The sequence below is a fragment of the Microbacterium gallinarum genome, from assembly GCF_014837165.1.
GTDB classification, from domain to species: Bacteria; Actinomycetota; Actinomycetes; order Actinomycetales; family Microbacteriaceae; genus Microbacterium; species Microbacterium gallinarum.
In genome coordinates, this window is the sequence record NZ_JACSPM010000001.1 from 1,239,816 (window position 1) to 1,257,604 (window position 17,789).

The 17,789-nt window shown below is 70.7% G+C and carries 15 protein-coding genes and 1 pseudogene; 6 read left to right on the forward strand and 10 right to left on the reverse strand.

The genetic code is table 11. The features are described 5' to 3' along the window. Positions 1-43: 43 nt before the first annotated feature. Positions 44-1,183: a fatty acid desaturase family protein gene (locus H9622_RS05775; RefSeq protein ID WP_191765646.1), complete on the reverse strand. Its 1,140-nt coding sequence runs from the start codon at positions 1,181-1,183 to the stop codon at positions 44-46. A gap of 190 nt (positions 1,184-1,373) precedes the next feature. On the opposite strand from H9622_RS05775, the gene H9622_RS05780 reads away from it, so the two are divergent. Beyond that, a complete protein-coding gene (locus tag H9622_RS05780) occupies positions 1,374-2,264 on the forward strand; it encodes a TerC family protein (RefSeq protein ID WP_191765081.1) in 891 nt (296 codons plus the stop codon). Positions 2,265-2,289: 25 nt separating this feature from the next. Here H9622_RS05780 and H9622_RS05785 read toward each other — a convergent pair whose 3' ends face one another. Continuing rightward, on the reverse strand, positions 2,290-2,970 hold the full coding sequence (locus H9622_RS05785) for a response regulator (RefSeq protein ID WP_191765083.1): 681 nt from the start codon (positions 2,968-2,970) through the stop codon (positions 2,290-2,292). Next, positions 2,967-4,784: pseudogene (locus H9622_RS05790) on the reverse strand (DUF4118 domain-containing protein); the annotation flags it as partial. The pseudogene H9622_RS05790 and the gene H9622_RS05785, both read right to left, overlap by 4 nt. A gap of 153 nt (positions 4,785-4,937) precedes the next feature. Here H9622_RS05790 and H9622_RS05795 point away from each other — a divergent pair. Next, positions 4,938-5,171 carry a hypothetical protein gene (locus H9622_RS05795; RefSeq protein WP_191765085.1) on the forward strand — a complete coding sequence of 78 codons (234 nt, stop codon included), beginning with the start codon at positions 4,938-4,940 and terminating at the stop codon, positions 5,169-5,171. On the opposite strand, the gene sufU is transcribed toward H9622_RS05795, so the two are convergent. The 3 genes from sufU to H9622_RS05810 all read right to left on the reverse strand — a co-directional run bounded on the left by sufU (position 5,168) and on the right by H9622_RS05810 (position 9,073). Further along, positions 5,168-5,611 carry a Fe-S cluster assembly sulfur transfer protein SufU gene (gene sufU / locus H9622_RS05800; RefSeq protein ID WP_191765087.1) on the reverse strand — a complete coding sequence of 148 codons (444 nt, stop codon included), beginning with the start codon at positions 5,609-5,611 and terminating at the stop codon, positions 5,168-5,170. The genes H9622_RS05795 and sufU overlap by 4 nt on opposite strands. Then, complete coding sequence (locus H9622_RS05805) at positions 5,608-6,888, reverse strand: SufS family cysteine desulfurase (RefSeq protein ID WP_191765089.1); 1,281 nt, start codon at positions 6,886-6,888, stop codon at positions 5,608-5,610. The genes sufU and H9622_RS05805 overlap by 4 nt, the downstream gene beginning before the upstream one ends. A 94-nt stretch (positions 6,889-6,982) precedes the next feature. Next, complete coding sequence (locus H9622_RS05810; protein ID WP_318247040.1) at positions 6,983-9,073, reverse strand: APC family permease; 2,091 nt, start codon at positions 9,071-9,073, stop codon at positions 6,983-6,985. A 107-nt stretch (positions 9,074-9,180) separates the two neighbouring features. Between H9622_RS05810 and H9622_RS05815 the strand changes: the two genes are divergently transcribed. Further along, entirely contained in the window at positions 9,181-10,275 is a 1,095-nt protein-coding gene (locus H9622_RS05815) for a VanZ family protein (RefSeq protein ID WP_318247041.1), read from the forward strand. Positions 10,276-10,309: 34 nt separating this feature from the next. Here the strand turns inward: H9622_RS05815 and H9622_RS05820 are convergent, their stop codons facing one another. The 3 genes from H9622_RS05820 to H9622_RS05830 all read right to left on the reverse strand — a co-directional run bounded on the left by H9622_RS05820 (position 10,310) and on the right by H9622_RS05830 (position 14,488). Next, positions 10,310-11,539 carry an amidohydrolase gene (locus H9622_RS05820; RefSeq protein WP_191765095.1) on the reverse strand — a complete coding sequence of 410 codons (1,230 nt, stop codon included), beginning with the start codon at positions 11,537-11,539 and terminating at the stop codon, positions 10,310-10,312. Between the two features lie 176 nt (positions 11,540-11,715). Beyond that, a complete protein-coding gene (locus tag H9622_RS05825; protein ID WP_191765097.1) occupies positions 11,716-12,735 on the reverse strand; it encodes a LacI family DNA-binding transcriptional regulator in 1,020 nt (339 codons plus the stop codon). Positions 12,736-12,805: 70 nt separating this feature from the next. After that, the gene (locus H9622_RS05830) at positions 12,806-14,488 is read right to left on the reverse strand and encodes a glycoside hydrolase family 13 protein (protein ID WP_191765099.1); all 1,683 of its coding nucleotides are present in this window, start codon (positions 14,486-14,488) and stop codon (positions 12,806-12,808) included. A 99-nt stretch (positions 14,489-14,587) separates the two neighbouring features. Between H9622_RS05830 and H9622_RS05835 the strand changes: the two genes are divergently transcribed. From H9622_RS05835 to H9622_RS05845, 3 genes are all read left to right on the forward strand, one after another. Continuing rightward, positions 14,588-15,103: an adenine phosphoribosyltransferase gene (locus tag H9622_RS05835; protein WP_191765101.1), complete on the forward strand. Its 516-nt coding sequence runs from the start codon at positions 14,588-14,590 to the stop codon at positions 15,101-15,103. A gap of 154 nt (positions 15,104-15,257) precedes the next feature. Then, entirely contained in the window at positions 15,258-15,725 is a 468-nt protein-coding gene (locus tag H9622_RS05840; RefSeq protein WP_191765103.1) for a hypothetical protein, read from the forward strand. Between the two features lie 150 nt (positions 15,726-15,875). Beyond that, positions 15,876-16,859: an IS481 family transposase gene (locus H9622_RS05845; RefSeq protein ID WP_191765105.1), complete on the forward strand. Its 984-nt coding sequence runs from the start codon at positions 15,876-15,878 to the stop codon at positions 16,857-16,859. Here the strand turns inward: H9622_RS05845 and H9622_RS05850 are convergent. After that, positions 16,856-17,773, reverse strand: coding sequence for a 2-hydroxyacid dehydrogenase (locus H9622_RS05850; protein ID WP_318247042.1), 918 nt, complete (start codon positions 17,771-17,773; stop codon positions 16,856-16,858). The two genes, H9622_RS05845 and H9622_RS05850, sit on opposite strands and share 4 nt — an antisense overlap. Positions 17,774-17,789 lie beyond the last annotated feature (16 nt).

Here is a 17,789-nt window from a genome sequence, read left to right on the forward strand (position 1 = left end):
GGCTGCCGCGGCATCCGTCCCCCGTTCTCCGGTGAGCGGGGCGTCAGGCCGGTCGGAAGCGGTTCACCATCGGGCAGTCGAACGGGTCGCGGGCGGCGAGACCGACGCGGTTGAGATACGCGATGACGATGGCGTACGACTCGATGAGGCTGGTCTCGGTGTAGGGCACACCGCGCGTGCGGCACTGCTCGATCACGATCTCGCGCGCCTTGGAGAGGTACGGCCGGGCCATGCTCGGGAAGAGATGGTGCTCGACCTGGTAGTTCAGACCGCCCATGAGCGCCGTGGCCCACCAGCCGCCGCGAATGTTGCGCGACGTGCGCACCTGCTTCGAGAAGAAGTCGAGCTTGGCGTCGGGGGCGATGATCGGCATGCCCTTGTGGTTCGGCGCGAACGAGGCGCCCATGTAGACGCCGAAGACGGCCAGCTGCACGCCGAGGAACGCGAACGCCATGCCGATGGGCAGGAACAGGAAGATGGGAGTGAGGTACAGCGAGAAGCGCAGCGCGATGAGGCCGAGCTCGATCCAGCGGCCCTTGACCTCGCCGCGCGAGAACAGGTGCTTGAGGCCCAGTGCGTGAAGGTTCGCGCCTTCGAGCGTGAGGAGGGGGAAGAACAGCCACCCCTGCTTGCGGGTGATCAAGGCACCCAGACGCCCCACCTTCGCGGCATCCTCCTCGAGGAACCTGATGGTGTCGACCTCGATGTCGGGGTCCTTGCCCACGCGGTTCGGGTTGGCGTGATGGCGATTGTGCTTGTTGTTCCACCACGACAGGCTGATGCCGACCACGCCGGCTGCGAGGAAGCGGCCGAGCCGGTCGTTCGCCGGGCCCGACGCGAGGATCTGCCGGTGCGCGGCCTCGTGCGCCAGGAACGCCACCTGCGTGAAGATGATGCCGAGGGCCCCGGCGATCAGGAGCTGGTACCAGGTGTCGCCCAGCAGGATGAAGCCGGTGATGGCCCCGCCGAATGCCAGCACGAGCGCGGTGCCCACGATGGCGTAGAACCATTCGGCTCGGCGCAGCAGTCCGGTTTCACGCACGACCTGCGACACCTCGGTGTAGGCACGGGCCACGGGCGGGAACGTCTCGGCCCCGGCGTACGTCTGGCGCACAGCGCCGAGACGACCTTCGGGGGCGACGGGAGTGAGGATGGCGATGATTGCACCTGCTCTGGGTCGGATGCCGACCTCTTGGTCGACGCGGAGCCACAGGCGGATGCCGATCGCTTAGGCCCACCCTACGCACGTGCATATGGCCCGACCGGTATAGGAGGGGACTCCCAGGCCATTGGGGGCGGGTCCTCATCGGGCGCTCATCGGACCGAGGCCGCGCGCTGCCGGAACTGTGCCGGGCGCCGCCTACGATGGGCTCGTGGACTTCTCCCTCGAATTCACCCCTGACCTGATCGCCGTCTTCCTCACGCTCTTCGTGCTCGAGGTGGTCCTGGGTGTCGACAACGTCATCTTCATCTCGATCCTCGCGTCCAAGCTGCCGAAGGAGCAGCAGGCGAAGGCCCGCAACCTCGGCCTGACGCTCGCGATGGTCATGCGGGTGGTCCTCGTGCTCTTCGCGGGCTGGATCATCACGCTCAAGGAGGACGTCTTCTTCATCGGCGAGATGGGCTTCTCGTGGAAGGATCTCATCCTCATCGCGGGTGGCCTGTTCCTGGTCTACAAGGCCGTCACCGAGATCCATCACAAGCTCGAGGGCGCCGAGGAGGAGCACGGCGGGGTGGGCCGCAAGACCATCACGTTCGGATCTGTGCTCATCCAGATCCTGCTCCTCGACCTCGTCTTCTCGCTCGACTCCGTCATCACCGCGGTCGGCATGACGGAGAGTCTGGTGGTGATCATCACGGTCGTGGTGCTGTCGTTCGGCATCATGCTGTTCGCCTCCCGCTTCATCTTCGCGTTCGTGAACAAGCACCCCACCGTGAAGATGCTGGCGCTGTCGTTCCTCCTCCTCATCGGCGTGTTCCTCGTCGCCGAAGGTTTCGAGATCAAGATCGACAAGGCATTCATCTACGGCCCGATGGCGTTCGCGATCTTCGTCGAGGGGCTCAACCTGGCCTACTCCGCCCGCAAGGCGAAGCGCGAGCAGAAGCGTCAGCATGCAGTGCAGCTGCGCCCGCAGTACCCCGACGTCGACGAGTCCGTCGCGGTGTCCTCGGCGCTGGGCGCCTCGGGCGGCTCGGTGGGCCTCTCGCGCAAGCCCGTTGCCGGAGAGATGATCGCCGAGGACGAGCGCGCCGGCCTGGGCTGATCCGACCCCCCGTCGAGCGGACGGATCAGGCGGGATCGATCACGAGCCGGTAGCCCATGCCCGACTCGGTCAGGAGGTGCGCCGGCCGGGACGGATCCGCTTCGAGCTTCTTGCGCAGCTGCGACAGGTACAGCCGGAGGTAGCCGGTGTCCGTCACCTGCTCGGTGCCCCAGATCTCCTTCAGGAGCGCCTGCCGCGTCACCAGCGCGCCCGGGTGCCGCACCAGGACCTCGAGGATCTGCCACTCGGTCGGTGTGAGGTGCACGAGCACGCCGTCACGCGTGACGGAGCGTGCCGACAGGTCGACCCGCACATCGCCGAACGACACGACGGGCTGGTCGTCGGATGCCGGAGCCCGGCGCGACAGGGCGCGCAGGCGTGCGAGCAGCTCATCGATCTGGAACGGCTTCGTCACGAAGTCGTCGGCTCCGGCATCCAGGGCGTCCACCTTGTCGGCCGAGCCGGTGCGTCCCGACACCACGATGATCGGGGCGGTGGTCCAGCCCCGCAGCGCCTCGATGACCTGCATGCCGTCGAGGCGCGGCATCCCGAGGTCGACCATCACGATGTCGGGCCGCTCCTTCGCGGCGAGGGCGATGGCTGCGGCGCCGTCGGGGGCGGCGATGACGTCGTAGCCGTGCGCCGACAGCGTGATGCGCAGCGCGCGGACGAGCTGCGGGTCGTCGTCGGCGACGAGCACCTTCACGACGCGCTCCCCGCGACAGGCAGCGCGATCACCATCGTCAGCCCTCCTCCGGGCGTGTCCTCGGGCGTGAGCGTACCGCCCATGCCGTCGGTGAAGCCCTTCGACAGTGCCAGGCCGAGTCCGAGGCCCGCGGTGTTGTCGGTGTCCCCGAGACGCTGGAACGGCGCGAACATCTCGTTGCGCCGCTCCGGTGCGACGCCTGCGCCGTGGTCGGCGATGCGCACCTCTGCCATCTTCCCGTTCACCCTCGTGCCGATCTCGACGCGCGTGCCCTCGGGCGCGTGACGCTCGGCGTTGGCCAGAACGTTCACGAGCACGCGCTGCAGCAGCACCGGGTCGGCCGCGATCGCCGGCAGCTCGCCGTCGAGGGCGAGGCCGACGGCGTCGGGTCCGAGGTCGAGCTCCTCGAGCGCGGCGAGAATCGCCTCGGCGGCGTCGACCGGTCGCAGCGACACCGCGAGCACGCCCGCCTGCACGCGGCCGACATCGAGCAGGTCGGTCACGAGCGTCGACAGCGTCGCGAGACTCTCGTCCGCGGTGGTGAGGAGCTCCGATCGGTCGGCGTCGGACAGAGTGGGCCCCGCGGCACGCAGGCCGCCGACGCCGGCGATGGCGGCGGCGAGCGGTCGTCGCACGTCATGGCTGACCGCCGACAGCAGCGCGCTGCGCACCTGGTCGGCGACCGCCAGCGATTCCGCCGCGCGCGCCGCCTGCGTGAGCTCGGCGCGTTCCAGCGCGGCACCGAGCTGGGCGACGACGACGTCGAGCAGCCGGCGCTCCGAGGCATCCGGAGCGCGACCGTGGAGCTCGAGCACGGCTCGGGGCTCGCCGTTGCGCCTGCCAACGGGCACCGACTCGAATCGGCCGTCGCGCACGGGCTCGCCGTCGGTGGCGAGCAGTGTGCCGTCGCTGTCGACGAGCCGTACCCCGGCGAGGCCGAACGCCTCGCGCGTGCGGCCGACGAGGGCGGGCACGGCGCTCTCGCCGCGCAGCACGTTGCCTGCCACGGTCGCCAGCAGTTCGGCTTCGGCCGTCGCGCGCTGCGCGATGCGAGCGCGTCGGGCCGCCTGGTCGACGATGTAGCTCACGAGCAGCGCGATCAGCACGTAGAGCAGGAGCGCCCACAGGTGAAGCGGGTCGGAGACGGCGACGGTGAACAGCGGCGCGACGAAGAGGAAGTCGAGCGTGAGCCCTGACAGCACGGCGGCGAACAGTGCCGGCCAGATGCCGCCGACGAGCGCGACGATCACGACGAGCAGCTGGAACGCCAGCACGTCCGACGTGATCGACTCGGGCGTGCGCGCGCTGTAGAGCAGCCAGGTGAGCAGCGGGCCGAACACCAGCGCGACGGCGAAGCCCAGCACGACGCGCTCGCGGCTCAGGGCTCCGCCGGTCACGCGCGGGAGGCTGAACCGATCGCCCGCGCGCGCGTGCGCGACGAGCTGCACGTCGAGGTCCCCCTGCTCCCGCACGACGGTCGCGGCGACACCCGGTCCGGAGAGCGCGGCGGCGAGCCGGCCGCGTCGACTGACGCCGAGCACCAGCTGGGTCGCGTGGTGCGAGCGCGCGAACTCGACCACCGCGCGGGCGATGTCGCCGCCGATGACCTGGTGGTAGGTGCCGCCGAGCGACTCCACCAGCGGCCGCTGCGCCGCGAGCTCCGTGGGCTCGGCCGGCCGGCCGGCGCTCTCGGTCGCGACATGGAGGGCATGCAGCTCAGCGTCTCCGGCGCGCTCGGCCATGCGCGCGGCGCGACGGATCAGCGTCTCGCCCTCGGGTCCGCCGCTCAGCGCGACGACGATGCGCTCGCGCGCGCCCGTGCGGTCATCGATCTCGCCCACGTCTCGATCCAACACCCGTGTGCGCCCGCATCCCGCCGGTCCTCACGGTTTCCATGCGGAAGGGCGTGTCGATCGCTGCTGTGGACAACGTACGCGGGCGCGCGTCGGCAGCCCTAGCGTGGAGCCATGATGCAGGGACTCACCGGCTGGCACTTCGTGATCATCTTCTACCTTCTCGTGCTGGCGGTGATCGCTCTCGCGCTGTACGTCGTCGTGCGGCTCGCGGTGCTCCATGCGCTCAAGGCGCACACAAGGTGGCAGGCGGGCGCGGCCGGCGCCGCAGGCGCTGCGAACACCAGCAACCCCGTCGGACCTCCCGCACCCGGCACCAGCGGGCACGACCCGCTGCCCGAGGTCTAGGCGCGAGCCAGGTCGTCCTCGAGGGCGACCCACGCGAGCATCGCGCACTTGACCCGCGCGACGTACTTCGAGACGCCCGAGAGCGCCGCGGCGTCGAGGTAGACGTCCTCGTCGAGCTCGATGGTGCCCCGCGAGCGCAGCGCCTCGCGGAATCCGTCGATGAGAGCGGATGCCTCGGCCCGCGGCATCCCTTCCGCCAACTCCACCAGCATCGACGCCGACGCCTGCGAGATCGAGCAGCCGGCTCCCTCCCACGTCACGTCGCGGATGGTCTCGCCGTCGTCGCTGAGCCGCACGCGCACGGTGAGGTCGTCGCCGCACAGAGGGTTGTGCTGATGGGAGGTCGCGCTGCGACCCTCCTCGTCGGCGAGGCCGAACCCGACCTTGCGCCGGGAGTGGTCGAGGATGAGCTCCTGGTAGAGCGACTCGAGCCCGCTCATGCGCCCGCTCCGAAGAACCCGCGCACCCCGGCGACGGCGTCGAGCAGCTGGTCGACCTCATCGGGGGTGTTGTAGAGCGCGGCCGAGGCGCGCACCGAGGCGGTCAGACCGAAGCGGCGGTGCAGCGGCTGCGCGCAGTGGTGCCCGACGCGCACCGCGACACCGCGGTCGTCGAGGAACTGACTCACGTCGTGCGCGTGCACGCCGTCGACGTCGAATGCCCACAGGCCGACCCGCTCGACGCCCTCGGCGTCGCCCAGCAGCCGGATGCCGGGAATCTGGCGCAGCCCGTCGCCCATGCGCGCCTCGAGCGCGCGCTCGTGCGCGTGCACCGCGGGCATGCCGACGGCGTCGAGGTAGCGCACGGCTGCGGCGAGTCCGATCGCCTGCGACACGGGCTGGGTGCCGGCCTCGAACCGCTGCGGCGGCGGCAGGTACTCGGCCTCGTCGAGCGAGACGGTGGTGATCATCGACCCGCCGGTCAGGAAAGGCGGCAGGTCGTCGAGCACGTCGGCGCGGCCGTAGAGACCCCCGATGCCGTACGGGCCGAGCATCTTGTGACCCGAGAACACGGCGAGGTCGACGCCGAGCGCCGGCAGGTCGAGGGGCAGGTGCGGGGCGGACTGGCAGGCGTCGAGCACGGTCAGCGCGCCGACCGCCTGCGCGAGGGCGACGAGTTCGGCGACCGGATTGACGATGCCGAGCACGTTCGAGACATGGGGGAACGCGACGACGCGCGACCGGTTCGAGATGACGGATGCCGCGGCATCCAGATCGATCGTCCCGTCATCGTGTACCGGGATGTGCCGCAGCACGGCGCCCGTGCGGCCGGCGAGCTCCTGCCACGGGATGAGGTTCGCGTGGTGCTCGCTCTCGGTGACGACGAGTTCGTCGCCAGGGCGCAGGGCGAAGCGAGCGCTGCCGGGGGCGCCGCGGCCGGCGGTCGCGTTGCCGAGGGAGTAGGCCACGAGGTTGAGCCCCGCTGTCGCCCCGTTGGTCCACACCAGCTGCTCGGGGGGCGCTCCGACGAAGGCGGCGACGGTCGCCCGGGCGTCCTCGAACAGCTCGGTCGCCTCGGCGGCGAGGGCGTGGGCGCCGCGGTGGACGCCCGCGTTCGTACGGGTCAGGAACTCGACCTCAGCGTCGATGACCGCCTGCGGCTTCTGGCTCGTCGCCGCTGAGTCGAGGTAGACGAGCGGTGTGCCCCCGACCCGTTCCGAGAGAAGCGGGAAGTCGGCGCGGATAGCCGCGAGGTCGAGCACGGCAGAAGATGACACCCTTCCAGGCTACGCGGGTCGGCGCCGCCGCGGGTGGGGTCGAGGTTCACCCCGGCGGGGTCTGCACGCCGGCGGACTCGGCGTGCTCGACGGACTACGCAGGCGGCCCCGCCGGGCGGGTCGCGCGGCGCGCGTGCGGGTGCACCGCGGGGTGCGGCGTAGGCCGGCCGGCCCGCTCATCGCCGGGCAGCGGCCGCGACCGGCGCCCGTAGATGAGCTCCGACGAGTCGAGCAGCCACGGCACGAGCGTGATCGAGACGCCGTGCACGAGCATGAGCGCCTGGGCGATACGCCGCGACCGCCGATTGTGCAGCAGCGACTCCCACCAGTGGCCCACGATGTACTGCGGCAGGTAGACGGTGACCACCGACGAGCCGAACTTCTCGCGGTACTGCTTGATGAAACGGGCGACGGGGGTGGCGTACGAGCGGTACGGCGACTCGATGATCACGAGTTCCACGGGAACGCGACGCTCGACCCACTCGCGCTGGAGCTCGGCGGCGTCCTCCTCGCTGACGGCGACATGCACCGCGATGGTCCTGTCGTGATCGGCGGCGAGAGCGTAGTCGACGGCCTTGAGCACGGGCTTCTGCAACCGGTTCACGAGGATGATCGCGAGGTCGCCGTCGGCGCCGAACCGGGTCGTGTCGTCCACCCGGATCTCCTGCTCGACGTCTCGGTAGTAGCGGTTCACCCCGATCATCAGCACCGAGAGCACCGGGATCGCGATGAAGACGAGGCATGCACCGTGGGTGAACTTCGTGATCGTCACGATCAGCAGGACCGAGATCGTCATCGCCGCTCCGAGTGCGTTGATCGCGAGTCCGCTATAGGCCGAGTGGCGTTCACGGCGAGCGGATGCCGCGGCCGCAGCATCCGTCGACGATCCGGTCAGCTCGCGCAGCGCCCGCCTCCAGTGGCGCACCATGCCGATCTGGCCGATCGAGAACGACACGAACACGCCGATGATGTAGAGCTGGATCAGCGTCGTGAGATTCGCACGGTAGATGATCAGCACCGCTATCGCGGCGATGCCCAGGAGGATCATGCCGTTCGAGTACACGAGGCGGTCGCCGCGGGTGTTGAGCGCCTTCGGCGCGAAGCCGTCGCGGGCGAGCACGGCGCCGAGCAGCGGGAAGCCGTTGAACGCGGTGTTGGCCGCCAGCAGCAGCACGCACGCCGTCGCGGCCTGGATCACGTAGAAGGGGATCGAGCCCATCCCGAAGGTGGCGGCCGCGACCTGCGCCATGAGGCTGGGCTGCGGCTGGGTCGCGCAGTCGAAGCCGATCAGATGACAGGCGTTCTCGGCATAGTGCACGCCCGAGACCAGGGCGAGGGCGGTGAGCCCGGAGAACAGCAGGATCGCGATGCCGCCCATGAGGGTCAGCGTCATCTGCGCGTTGCGGATCTTCGGCTTGCGGAACGCGGGCACGCCGTTGGAGACGGCCTCGACCCCTGTGAGCGCGGAGCACCCGCTCGAGAACGCGCGCAGGACGAGGAGGATCACCGCAGCCTGCGTCAGCTGCTCGGCTTGGACGCCGTACTCCGCGCTCGACGCGACCGGCGGATCGCCCATCAGCGTGCGGGTCAGGCCGACGACGATCATGACCGCCACGGACCCGATGAACACATACGTGGGGATCGCGAACGCGAAGGACGCTTCCCGCACGCCGCGCAGGTTCACGATGATGATCAGGATGACGAATCCCACGGCGAGCTCGATGCGTCCCGGGTCGAGTTCGGGGATCGCGGAGATGATGTTGTCCACGCCGGAGGCCACGGACACCGCGACGGTGAGCACGTAGTCGACCAGGAGCGCCGCCGCGACGACCACGCCGGGGACCTCGCCGAGGTTCTTGCGGGCGACCTCGTAGTCGCCGCCGCCCGACGGGTACGCCTTGATGAGCTGCCGGTAGCTCGCGACGACCACGATGAGGAGCACCACGACCGCGGCGGCGACCCACGGCGAGAACGCGAGGAACGCGGTGCCGCCGATCAGCAGGATCATCAGCAGCTCCTGCGGGGCGTAGGCCACCGAGCTCAATGCGTCCGAGGCGAAGATCGGGAGCGCGCGGCGCTTGGGCAGGAGCTGTTCGTCCAGGGTCTCGGACGTGAGCGGGTCGCCCAGGATCAGGCGCTTGGCGAGCCGCGGTTCGTCGCCCGGCTCTCGTGGTTCGCTTGTCACGGCTGGCGACACTACGCTCGCCGCATCGGGATGAGGGGCATCCTCACGGAATCCATGCGCACCCCGGGATCTGGGGCGGCCGCGCGCGCTCTGGGATGATCGGAGGCGTGGACGATCGGGTGATGCTCGGTGCCTTCGCGATCGCTCTCGGCGTGGTCGCGGGCGTCGTGCTCTTCGTGCCGTTCGTGGCGATCAGCTACCGCCGCCGCGGAGGTCTGGGCCTCGGCCGCTTCGCGCTGTGGGCTTCGGCGCTGGTGTATCTCATGGCGATCTGGACGTACACGCTCCTGCCGCTCCCCGACCCCGGCGAGCTGGCCTGTGCCGGCGTGAACGTCGACCTCTTCGCCGTCGTCGGCGAGCTCGGCGACGCCGGACTGCGGCCGGGAACCCTCCTGTCCGATCCGGTCGCGCTGCAGCTGCTTCTCAACGTGCTGCTGTTCATCCCGCTGGGCTTCTTCCTGCGCGTGCTGGGCGGCCGGGGCATCCTGGTCGCGGCGCTCACCGGCCTCGGGCTCTCGGCCTTCATCGAGTTCACCCAGCTGACCGGGGTGTGGGGCCTGTACCCGTGCGCCTACCGCGTGTTCGACGTCGACGACGTGCTGACCAACACGCTCGGCGCCGTCGTCGGCTCGCTCCTCTCCCTCGCCGTGCCGCGCGCGCACCGCGGGATGGCCCGCGCGGCCGACGCCGACCGGCCGCGTGCCGTCACGCGCTCACGCCGCCTGCTCGCGATGGCGTGCGACCTCGTGGGGTCATGGCTCGTCGCACTCGCGATCGGCGTGCTCTTCCAACTCGCCCTCTTCGCGCTCGGCGCGCAGGACGAGGTGCGCAGCGGCGGCGCGGCGGCGGTCGTGTCGTCCGTCGTCACGATCGTCGTCTGGCTCACCGTCGTGCTGGCGACGGGACGCACCGTCGGCGACCTGGCGGTGCAGCTGCGATTCCAGGGCGGCCCGCTGCCGGTCTGGCTCGCCCGCGTCCTCCGCTTCGCGGGCGGGATCGGCGGGTTCCTCGTCCTCTTCGCGCTGCCCGGAGCGTGGGACTTCGTGGGCTGGCTCTTCGCCCTCGGCTCGCTGATCCTCGTGTTCACCACGCCGGACGCGCGCGGGCTGCCGGGTCTCGCGTCGGGGCAGTACGTCGCCGACGCGCGCGAGCCGCTCGACCCCGACGAGCCGAGGCGTCTGCGTTCCGTCCGCTGGCGGTGACGGAGAGCGGATGCCGCGCCGCGGCATCCGCTGATCACTCAGCCGTGCGCGTCTCCAGGAACTCGCGCGCCGCGACGACCAGGTTCGCGACGCCGTTGTCGAGCGTCGGCTGCAGCACCGGTGCGAAGAACGGCGAGTGGTTGGTGGGGATGTCGCGCTCGACCGAGTCGGCGGCGACGGCGGCGGCATACGCGTCGGGGTCGATCCCACCCCAGAACCAGAAGACGAGAGGCGCTCCGGACTCACGGGCGAACCACGACACGTCCTCGCTGCCGGTGAACATGCCCGGGTCGATCACGGTGCCCTCGCCGAACGCGGCGTCGAACGCGGTCCGCAGGCGCGCGGTGGCGTCGTCGTCGTTGATCGTCGGCGGGAGCGAGTGGTCGATCGTGATCACGGGCGGCTCCTCGGCTCCGGATGCCTGCGCCTCGGCGCGCACGACCCGCTCGACCTTCTCGAGGACGCGCGCGCGGGCGTCGTCGTCGGGGTAGCGCAGACTGAGTTCGAGCTTCGCCTCGGCCGGGATGATGTTGTTCTTGAGCCCGGCGTGGATGGAGCCGACCGTGACGACGGCGACGTCGCGCGGGTCGACCTCGCGCGAGACGATCGTCTGCAGCCGCATCACGGTGGCGGCGGCCATGACGACGGGGTCGATCGTGGAGTGCGGTCGTGAGCCGTGCCCACCGCGGCCGAGCAGCTTCACGACGAGTCCGTCGGAGGCGGCCATCTGGGTGCCGCTGCGCACGCCGATCGTGCCGGCGGGGAGCGGGGTGACGTGCTGGCCGAGCACGATGTCGGGCTTCGGGAAGCGGTCGAGCACGCCGTCGGCGATCATCGCCTGCGACCCGGCGCCGTACTCCTCGGCGGGCTGGAAGACGGCGACGATCGTGCCGCTCCACTCGTGCTTCGTCGCGACGAGCCGCTCGAGCGCGCCCAGCATGGCCGAGACGTGCATGTCGTGGCCGCACGCGTGCATGACCGGCACGTCGGTGCCCGACGGATCGGTGCCGCGCGCGGTGCTGGCGTACTCGAGGCCGGTCTGCTCGGGAACGGGCAGGGCGTCCATGTCGGCGCGCAGCCACACGACCGGGCCGTCGCCGTTGCGGATGACGCCCGCGACACCGGTCTTGCCGATGCCCTCCTCGAACTCGATGCCGAGGTCGGTGAGGTGCCGCGTGATGACCCCCGCCGTCCGCGTCTCCTGGAACGACAGTTCGGGATGCCGGTGCAGGTCGGTGTAGAGGGCCTCGAGGTCGATCGTCATGCGGTCGAGCCTATCCGGCGGTCGTCGACCGGACCCCCCGGGTGCCAGGGTGCCTCGCCTGTCACGATGTGCCGCTTCGGGTGGCGTTTCGTGACAGGTGAGCGCGGGGTCGGATGAGCGCGGGGACGGGCGAGCGACGGGGTCGGATGAGCGCGGGGACGGGTGAGCGAGGGGGATCAGCCGGGCAGGCGGGCGGTCGAGCCGCGCACGATCAGCTCGTACGGCAGCTCGCCGGGCTGGTGCACGGGGGGCGCCGCGTTCGTCGCCTCCAGCTCGGCGAGGATCGCGTCGGCCGCGCGCTCGCCCTGCCCCTTCGGGAACTGGTCGACGGTGGTGAGGCGGAAGAACTCGCCGAGCTCGTGGCCGTCGATGCCGACGACGGACAGGTCCTCGGGCACGCGGTATCCGAGCTCGCGCGCGGCGAGCAGGGCGCCGATCGCCATCTCGTCCGAGGCGGCGAAGATGGCCGTCGGCCTCCCGCCCGGCTTGCCCAGCAGCTGCTTGGCGGCGCGGAATCCGCCCTCGATCGTGAAGTCGGCCGGCTCGAAGAGCGACGGCTTGACCTCGATGCCGGCATCCGCCAGGGCCAGCTCGAACCCCCGTCGGCGGTGCGTCGGGATGTGGAAGTCGATGTCGAACTCGGGGCTCGCGCCGATGTGGGCGATCTCGCGGTGACCGAGGGCGAGCAGGTGCTCCGTCGCCAGCCGCGCGACCGCGACGTCGTCGACCGTCAGGGTCGTCAGCCGCGGGTTCGGGCCGCCGATCGCGATGACGGGGAGGTCGAGGGCGAGCAGCTGCTGCGATTCCTCGTCGCCGATCTCGATCGAGATCGCGATGACGCCGTCGACGCGCTGGCGACGCAGGAACGTGTCGAAGACGTCCCGCCGCTCGGCGCGATCCGCGGTGAGGCTGTAGAGCGTGATGTCGTAGCCCCGGCGCATGAGCGCCGAAGCGATCCCGCTCAGCACCGTCGAGAAGAACCAGCGGTCGAGGAACGGCACCAGCACGCCGATGTTGCGCCTCCGCCCTGAGGCGAGGCTCGAGGCCGACGCTGAGACGACGTAGCCGAGGCTCTTCGCAGCCGCCTCGACCCGGGCCTTGGTCGAGTCCGAGACGTGGCCGCGCCCGCTCAGCGCGCGCGAGACGGTCGCCGTCGAGACGCCGGCCTGCCGGGCCACCTCGTCGATGCTGACCACGTCGTCACCTCTCCCCGCGGATCGGGACGGCGTCCCCCGCGCTCATCGTCCGGCGCGGTGCCGGACGCACTCAGTCGTCGGCGAGCCACACCGTGGTGTCGGCCGGAAGCTCGTTCCCCAGGACCGGTCCGCTCGATGCGATCACGATACCGGTCGGCATGGGCACCGGCGTGGCACCGGTGTTGCCGACGACGGTCACGCTTCCGTTGCGGAAGGCCACGACGTCCGTTCCCAGGCCTTCGACCCACTCGAGTGTGCCCGCACCGAGGCCGCGTGCGCGGCGGGCGGCGATGAGCGAACGGTAGAGCGAGAGCGTCGAGTCGGCGTCGCCGACCTGGACGTCGCGGGCGAGCTCGGCCCACTCCGCAGGCTGCGGCAGCCAGGAGTCGCCGGTCGGGCTGAAGCCGTAGGCCGGGGCATCCGACGTCCACGGAATCGGCACGCGGCACCCGTCACGGCCATAGCGCTCGCCGTCGGTACGGAACCACGTCGGATCCTGGCGGGCCTCGCCCGGGATGTCGATGACCTCGGGCAGGCCGAGCTCCTCGCCCTGGTAGAGGTACGCCGAGCCGGGCAGGCCGAGCATGAGGGTGGTCGCGGCGCGGGCTCGGCGGAGGCCGACCTCGGGCACGGGCTTGCCGGGGGAGTCCGGGCCGATGCCGTGACCCTGCGGGTTCTCGGCGGTGAGCGCGAGACGCGAGGCGTGGCGCACGACGTCGTGGTTCGAGAGCACCCAGGTGCTGGGGGCGCCGACCGCGGCGTAGGCCGCGATGGACTCGGCGATCACCGAGCGGAGAGCCGGTGCGGCCCACGCGGTCTCGAGGTAGGCGAAGTTGAACGCCTGGTGCATCTCGTCGGGACGCACCCACAGCGCGGTCTGCTCGGGGGTGGGCAGCCAGGCCTCCGCGCACAGCGCGCGGTCGCCGTCGTACTCGGCGAGCAGCGTGTGCCAGTCGCGGTAGACCTCGTGCACGCCGTCCTGGCCCCAGTACGGAACGTTCGCCTCTTCGCCGCCCATCGATCCGGCCGCGGGGTCGGGCGTGTAGTCGGGCAGGCCGTCGGCCTTGACCAGGCCGTGGGCGACGTCGACGCGGAAGCCGTCGACGCCGCGGTCGAGCCAGAAGCGCAGGATGCGGCGGAACTCCTCGCGCACCTCTTCGTTCGACCAGTCGAAGTCGGGCTGCGACGAGTCGAAGAGGTGCAGGTACCACTGACCGGGGCTACCGTCCGCCTCGACGATGCGCGTCCACGCGGGGCCGCCGAAGACGGACTCCCAGTTGTTCGGGGGCAGCTCGCCCTCGACGCCCTTGCCGTCGCGGAACATGTAGCGCGCACGCTCGGCACTGCCCGGGGCGGCCGCCAGCGCCTGCTGGAACCACTCGTGCTGGTCGGAGGAGTGGTTGGGAACGAGATCGACGATCAGACGGATGCCGCGCGCATGCGCCCCTTCGAGCATGTCGTCGAAGTCGCCCAGCGTGCCGAACAGCGGGTCGACGTCGCAGTAGTCGGAGACGTCGTATCCGGCGTCCTTCTGCGGGGAGCGCTGGAAGGGGCTCAGCCAGATGGCGTCGACGCCGAGGTCGCGCAGGTCGTCGAGGCGCGAGGTGATGCCGGGGAGGTCGCCGATGCCGTCGCCCGAGCTGTCGGAGAACGAGCGCGGGTAGATCTGGTAGATGACGGCGGTGCGCCACCACTCGCTGCCGGTGGTGTCGATCGGCGCGTCAGCGCGCTCGGCGGTCTGCGAAGAAGTCATCCCGACAGGATACTGCAAGCGCTTACATCCCCTGCGCGGACAGGCCGCATTCATAGCCGCGAGCCAGGTGGCCGGCATCCCGAGCGGTATCGTGAGGCGGTGAACGAAGCCCTGTCCCGTGCCGAGTCGCTCATCCGCACGATTCCCGACTATCCCGAAGCGGGGGTGCTCTTCCGTGACATCACGCCGTTGCTGGCGGATGCTGCGGCCCTGCGCACGGTGATCCATGCGCTCGTCGAACCGTTCGCAGGAGAGTTCCACGTCGTCGCCGGAGTCGAGGCGCGCGGCTTCCTCCTCGCGGGCGCGGTGGCGATGGACGCGGGCGCCGGCCTGGTGCCGATCCGCAAGGCGGGCAAGCTGCCCCGGCCCGCGGCATCCGTCGACTACGCCCTCGAATACGGGACCGCGACGATCGAGGCGCACGACGACATCCGCGACGGCATGCGCGTGCTGCTCGTCGACGACGTGCTCGCCACCGGCGGCACCCTGGTCGCGGCGCACGCGCTCGTCGAGCGCCTCGGCGGCACCGTGGTGGGCACGGCCGTGCTGATGGAGCTCGAGGCCCTCGGCGGCCGCACCCTCGTCGGCGACGTCCACGCCGTCTTCACCGCCTGACCTCCAGTCGTCAGCGCGGGTCAAGCGACGGTCGAAGCGCCGGGAGATCTTGCTCTCACGCCGCCGTGCAGGGGCGGCAGGATGCCGATTGCCCCGACCGTTTGCCCGCCGCGCGCAGGCGCTACGCTGTGGCCAGCTCGCCGAAGGAGTCGTCATGCTCGGTCACCACCGCGTATCCGTGCTCATGCTCACCCTGGCGGGGCTCGCCGCGCTGAACGGGTGCGCGCCTGCTCCGTCCAGTGCGGAGGGCGGGTTCGGGCTCCCTCGTCTGCCGGCCGCTGAGGCTGAAGGCATCGCGACGGACGCGGAATCGCTCGAGGGCGCCCTGCAGGTGGGGCCGAACGGATGCTTCCTCTTCGCCGTACCCGGTGACTCCGCGGCCCCAGCGCATGGCACGTGGATCGTGTGGCCCGAGGCCGCCGAGCAGGACGGTGCTGCGGTGGTGCTCGCGGACGGCACACGGCTCGGCGACGGCGACGCGCTCACAGGCGCGGGCGAGGTGGTCGGACTTGAGGCGCTCCCTGATGGGATGAGCGACAGCTCGTACTTCGGATCGTTCGGGCGCTTCTGCGGTGCAGACGAGCGTCGTGTTCTCGTGCTGACGAGCATGACAACCGACTGACTGGCCGCCCGAAAGCGCTCGAATCACGCCCTCGCGGCGTGCCCGCGAGCGCGCGCTAGCTGTACTGACCCGGATCGTTGTTGACGTAGGAGAGACCTCCGGGGTCGAGTTGGAGCTGTCTAGGTTCCCTCGAGTCCACGGAGGTCTCTCGTGTCCCACGCTAATGCCCGGTTGACTCCTGCCGGCAGGTTGATCATGGTCCAGCGGATCCAATCTGGGCGCCCGGTCGCGCATGTGGCTGCGGAGATGGGTATCTCCCGCACGGCGGCGTGGCGGTGGTGGCGCCGCTTCCGGGAGCAAGGACCGGCGGGTCTGATCGACCGGTCCAGCGTGGCCCGGTCGCATCCGGGTCGCACGACGGTGTGTGTGGAGACGCGGGTGTTGATCATGCGGCATCTCAGCCGCCGTGGGCCGGTGTTCATCGCGGGCAGGCTGGGCATGCACGCCTCAACCGTGGGGCGGGTGCTGCACCGCCACCGGGTGCCGCTGCTGCGCGAGCTGGATCCCGTCACGGGCAGGATCATCCGCGCGACTCGGGCCACCGCGGTGCGCTACGAGCATGATCACCCCGGGTCGTTGATCCACGTCGACGTGAAGAAGCTCGGCAAGATCCCTGCCGGTGGTGGGTGGCGTGCGGATCCGACCCAGAGTGTCGCCGTTCACCGGACCTCGCATCTGAAGGTCGGATACGACTACGTCCACACCGCGATCGATGACCACTCCCGGGTCGCTTACGCCGAGATCCACGACGACGAGAAGGGGGCCACCGCCGCCGGGTTCTTGGATCGAGCTGTCGCGTTCTACGCCGCCCTCGGCGTGAGGATCGAACGAGTCATCAGCGACAACGCGTTCGCCTACCGCCACTCCACCGCGTTCCGCGACGTGCTCCACGCGCACGGCATCACCCAGAAGTTCATCCGCCCGCACTGCCCCTGGACCAACGGGAAAGTAGAACGCCTCAACCGCACCCTCGCCGTCGAGTGGGCCTACGCACGCCCCTGGACCTCGAACAGCGAACGCGCCGCAGCCTTGCCCACCTGGCTCGACCACTACAACCTAGACAGACACCACCTCGGCATCGGAGGCCAAGCCCCCATCGACCGAATCAACAACGGTCGAGGTCAGTACAACTAGCCGCCGAGGACGACGTTGCGGGGCTCCTCGCCCGCCAGCATCCGATCGATCTGCGAACGGACGAGCCGGGCGATGCGCGGGCCCATCGCCGAGGACGCACCCCCGACGTGCGGCGTGACGAGCACGCCGGGAAGCGACCAGAGCGGATGCCCCGGCGGCAGCGGCTCCGGATCGACGACGTCGATCGCTGCACGAACCCGGCCGCGGCGCACGTGGTCGACGAGTGCATCGGTGTCGACGAGCGACCCGCGCCCGACGTTCACCACGAGCGCGCCGTCGGGCAGAGCCGCGAGGAAGGCATCGTCCACGATGCCCCGCGTCGCGTCGCCGCCGGGCAGGGTGAGGATCACGATCTCGGCCGCGCCGAGGAGGCTCGGCAGCTCGTCGACGCCGTGCACCGGCATCCCGTCCTCTTCACGTGCTCTGCTCGCGACCGCCGTCAGCTGCACCTCGAACGGTGCCAGCCGCGCGGCGACTGCCTTGCCGACGCCGCCGTATCCGAGCAGCAGCACGCGCCGGTCGGCGAGGCTCTGCGTGAAGACCGGCTGCCAGCGTCCGGCGGCCGTGTCGACCGCGAACCGGTCGAGGTGACGCTGTGCTGCGATCGCGAGTCCCACCGCGAGCTCGGCCGTCGACGTCTCGTGCACGGTGGCCGCATTGGCGAATGTCAGTCCGCGCGGGAGCACCTCCTCGACGCCCTCGTAGCCGATCGACTGGCTCTGCACGAGACGCGTCGGCACGCCTTCGAGGCGCGCGAGCACCGTCGCCATCTCCATGTAGGGCGGCACGACGATGTCGAAGCGCGGGCGAGGCGCCGGCCCATCCATGGGCCACACGACCAGGTCGACATCGGCGGGCAGCGCGCCCAAGTCTCCGGCCAGCTTCTCGGTCGGAACGCTCACGGTAAGAGTCACGCCTCCACGGTATCGG

Excerpts from the sequence above, each read along its gene's own strand:
- H9622_RS05795 (WP_191765085.1), top strand. The coding sequence starts at position 4,938 with ATGATGCAGGGACTCACCGGCTGGCACTTCGTGATCATCTTCTACCTT.
- sufU (WP_191765087.1), bottom strand. The coding sequence starts at position 5,611 with ATGAGCGGGCTCGAGTCGCTCTACCAGGAGCTCATCCTCGACCACTCC.
- H9622_RS05820 (WP_191765095.1), bottom strand. The coding sequence starts at position 11,539 with ATGACGATCGACCTCGAGGCCCTCTACACCGACCTGCACCGGCATCCC.
- H9622_RS05830 (WP_191765099.1), bottom strand. The coding sequence starts at position 14,488 with ATGACTTCTTCGCAGACCGCCGAGCGCGCTGACGCGCCGATCGACACC.
- H9622_RS05840 (WP_191765103.1), top strand. The coding sequence starts at position 15,258 with ATGCTCGGTCACCACCGCGTATCCGTGCTCATGCTCACCCTGGCGGGG.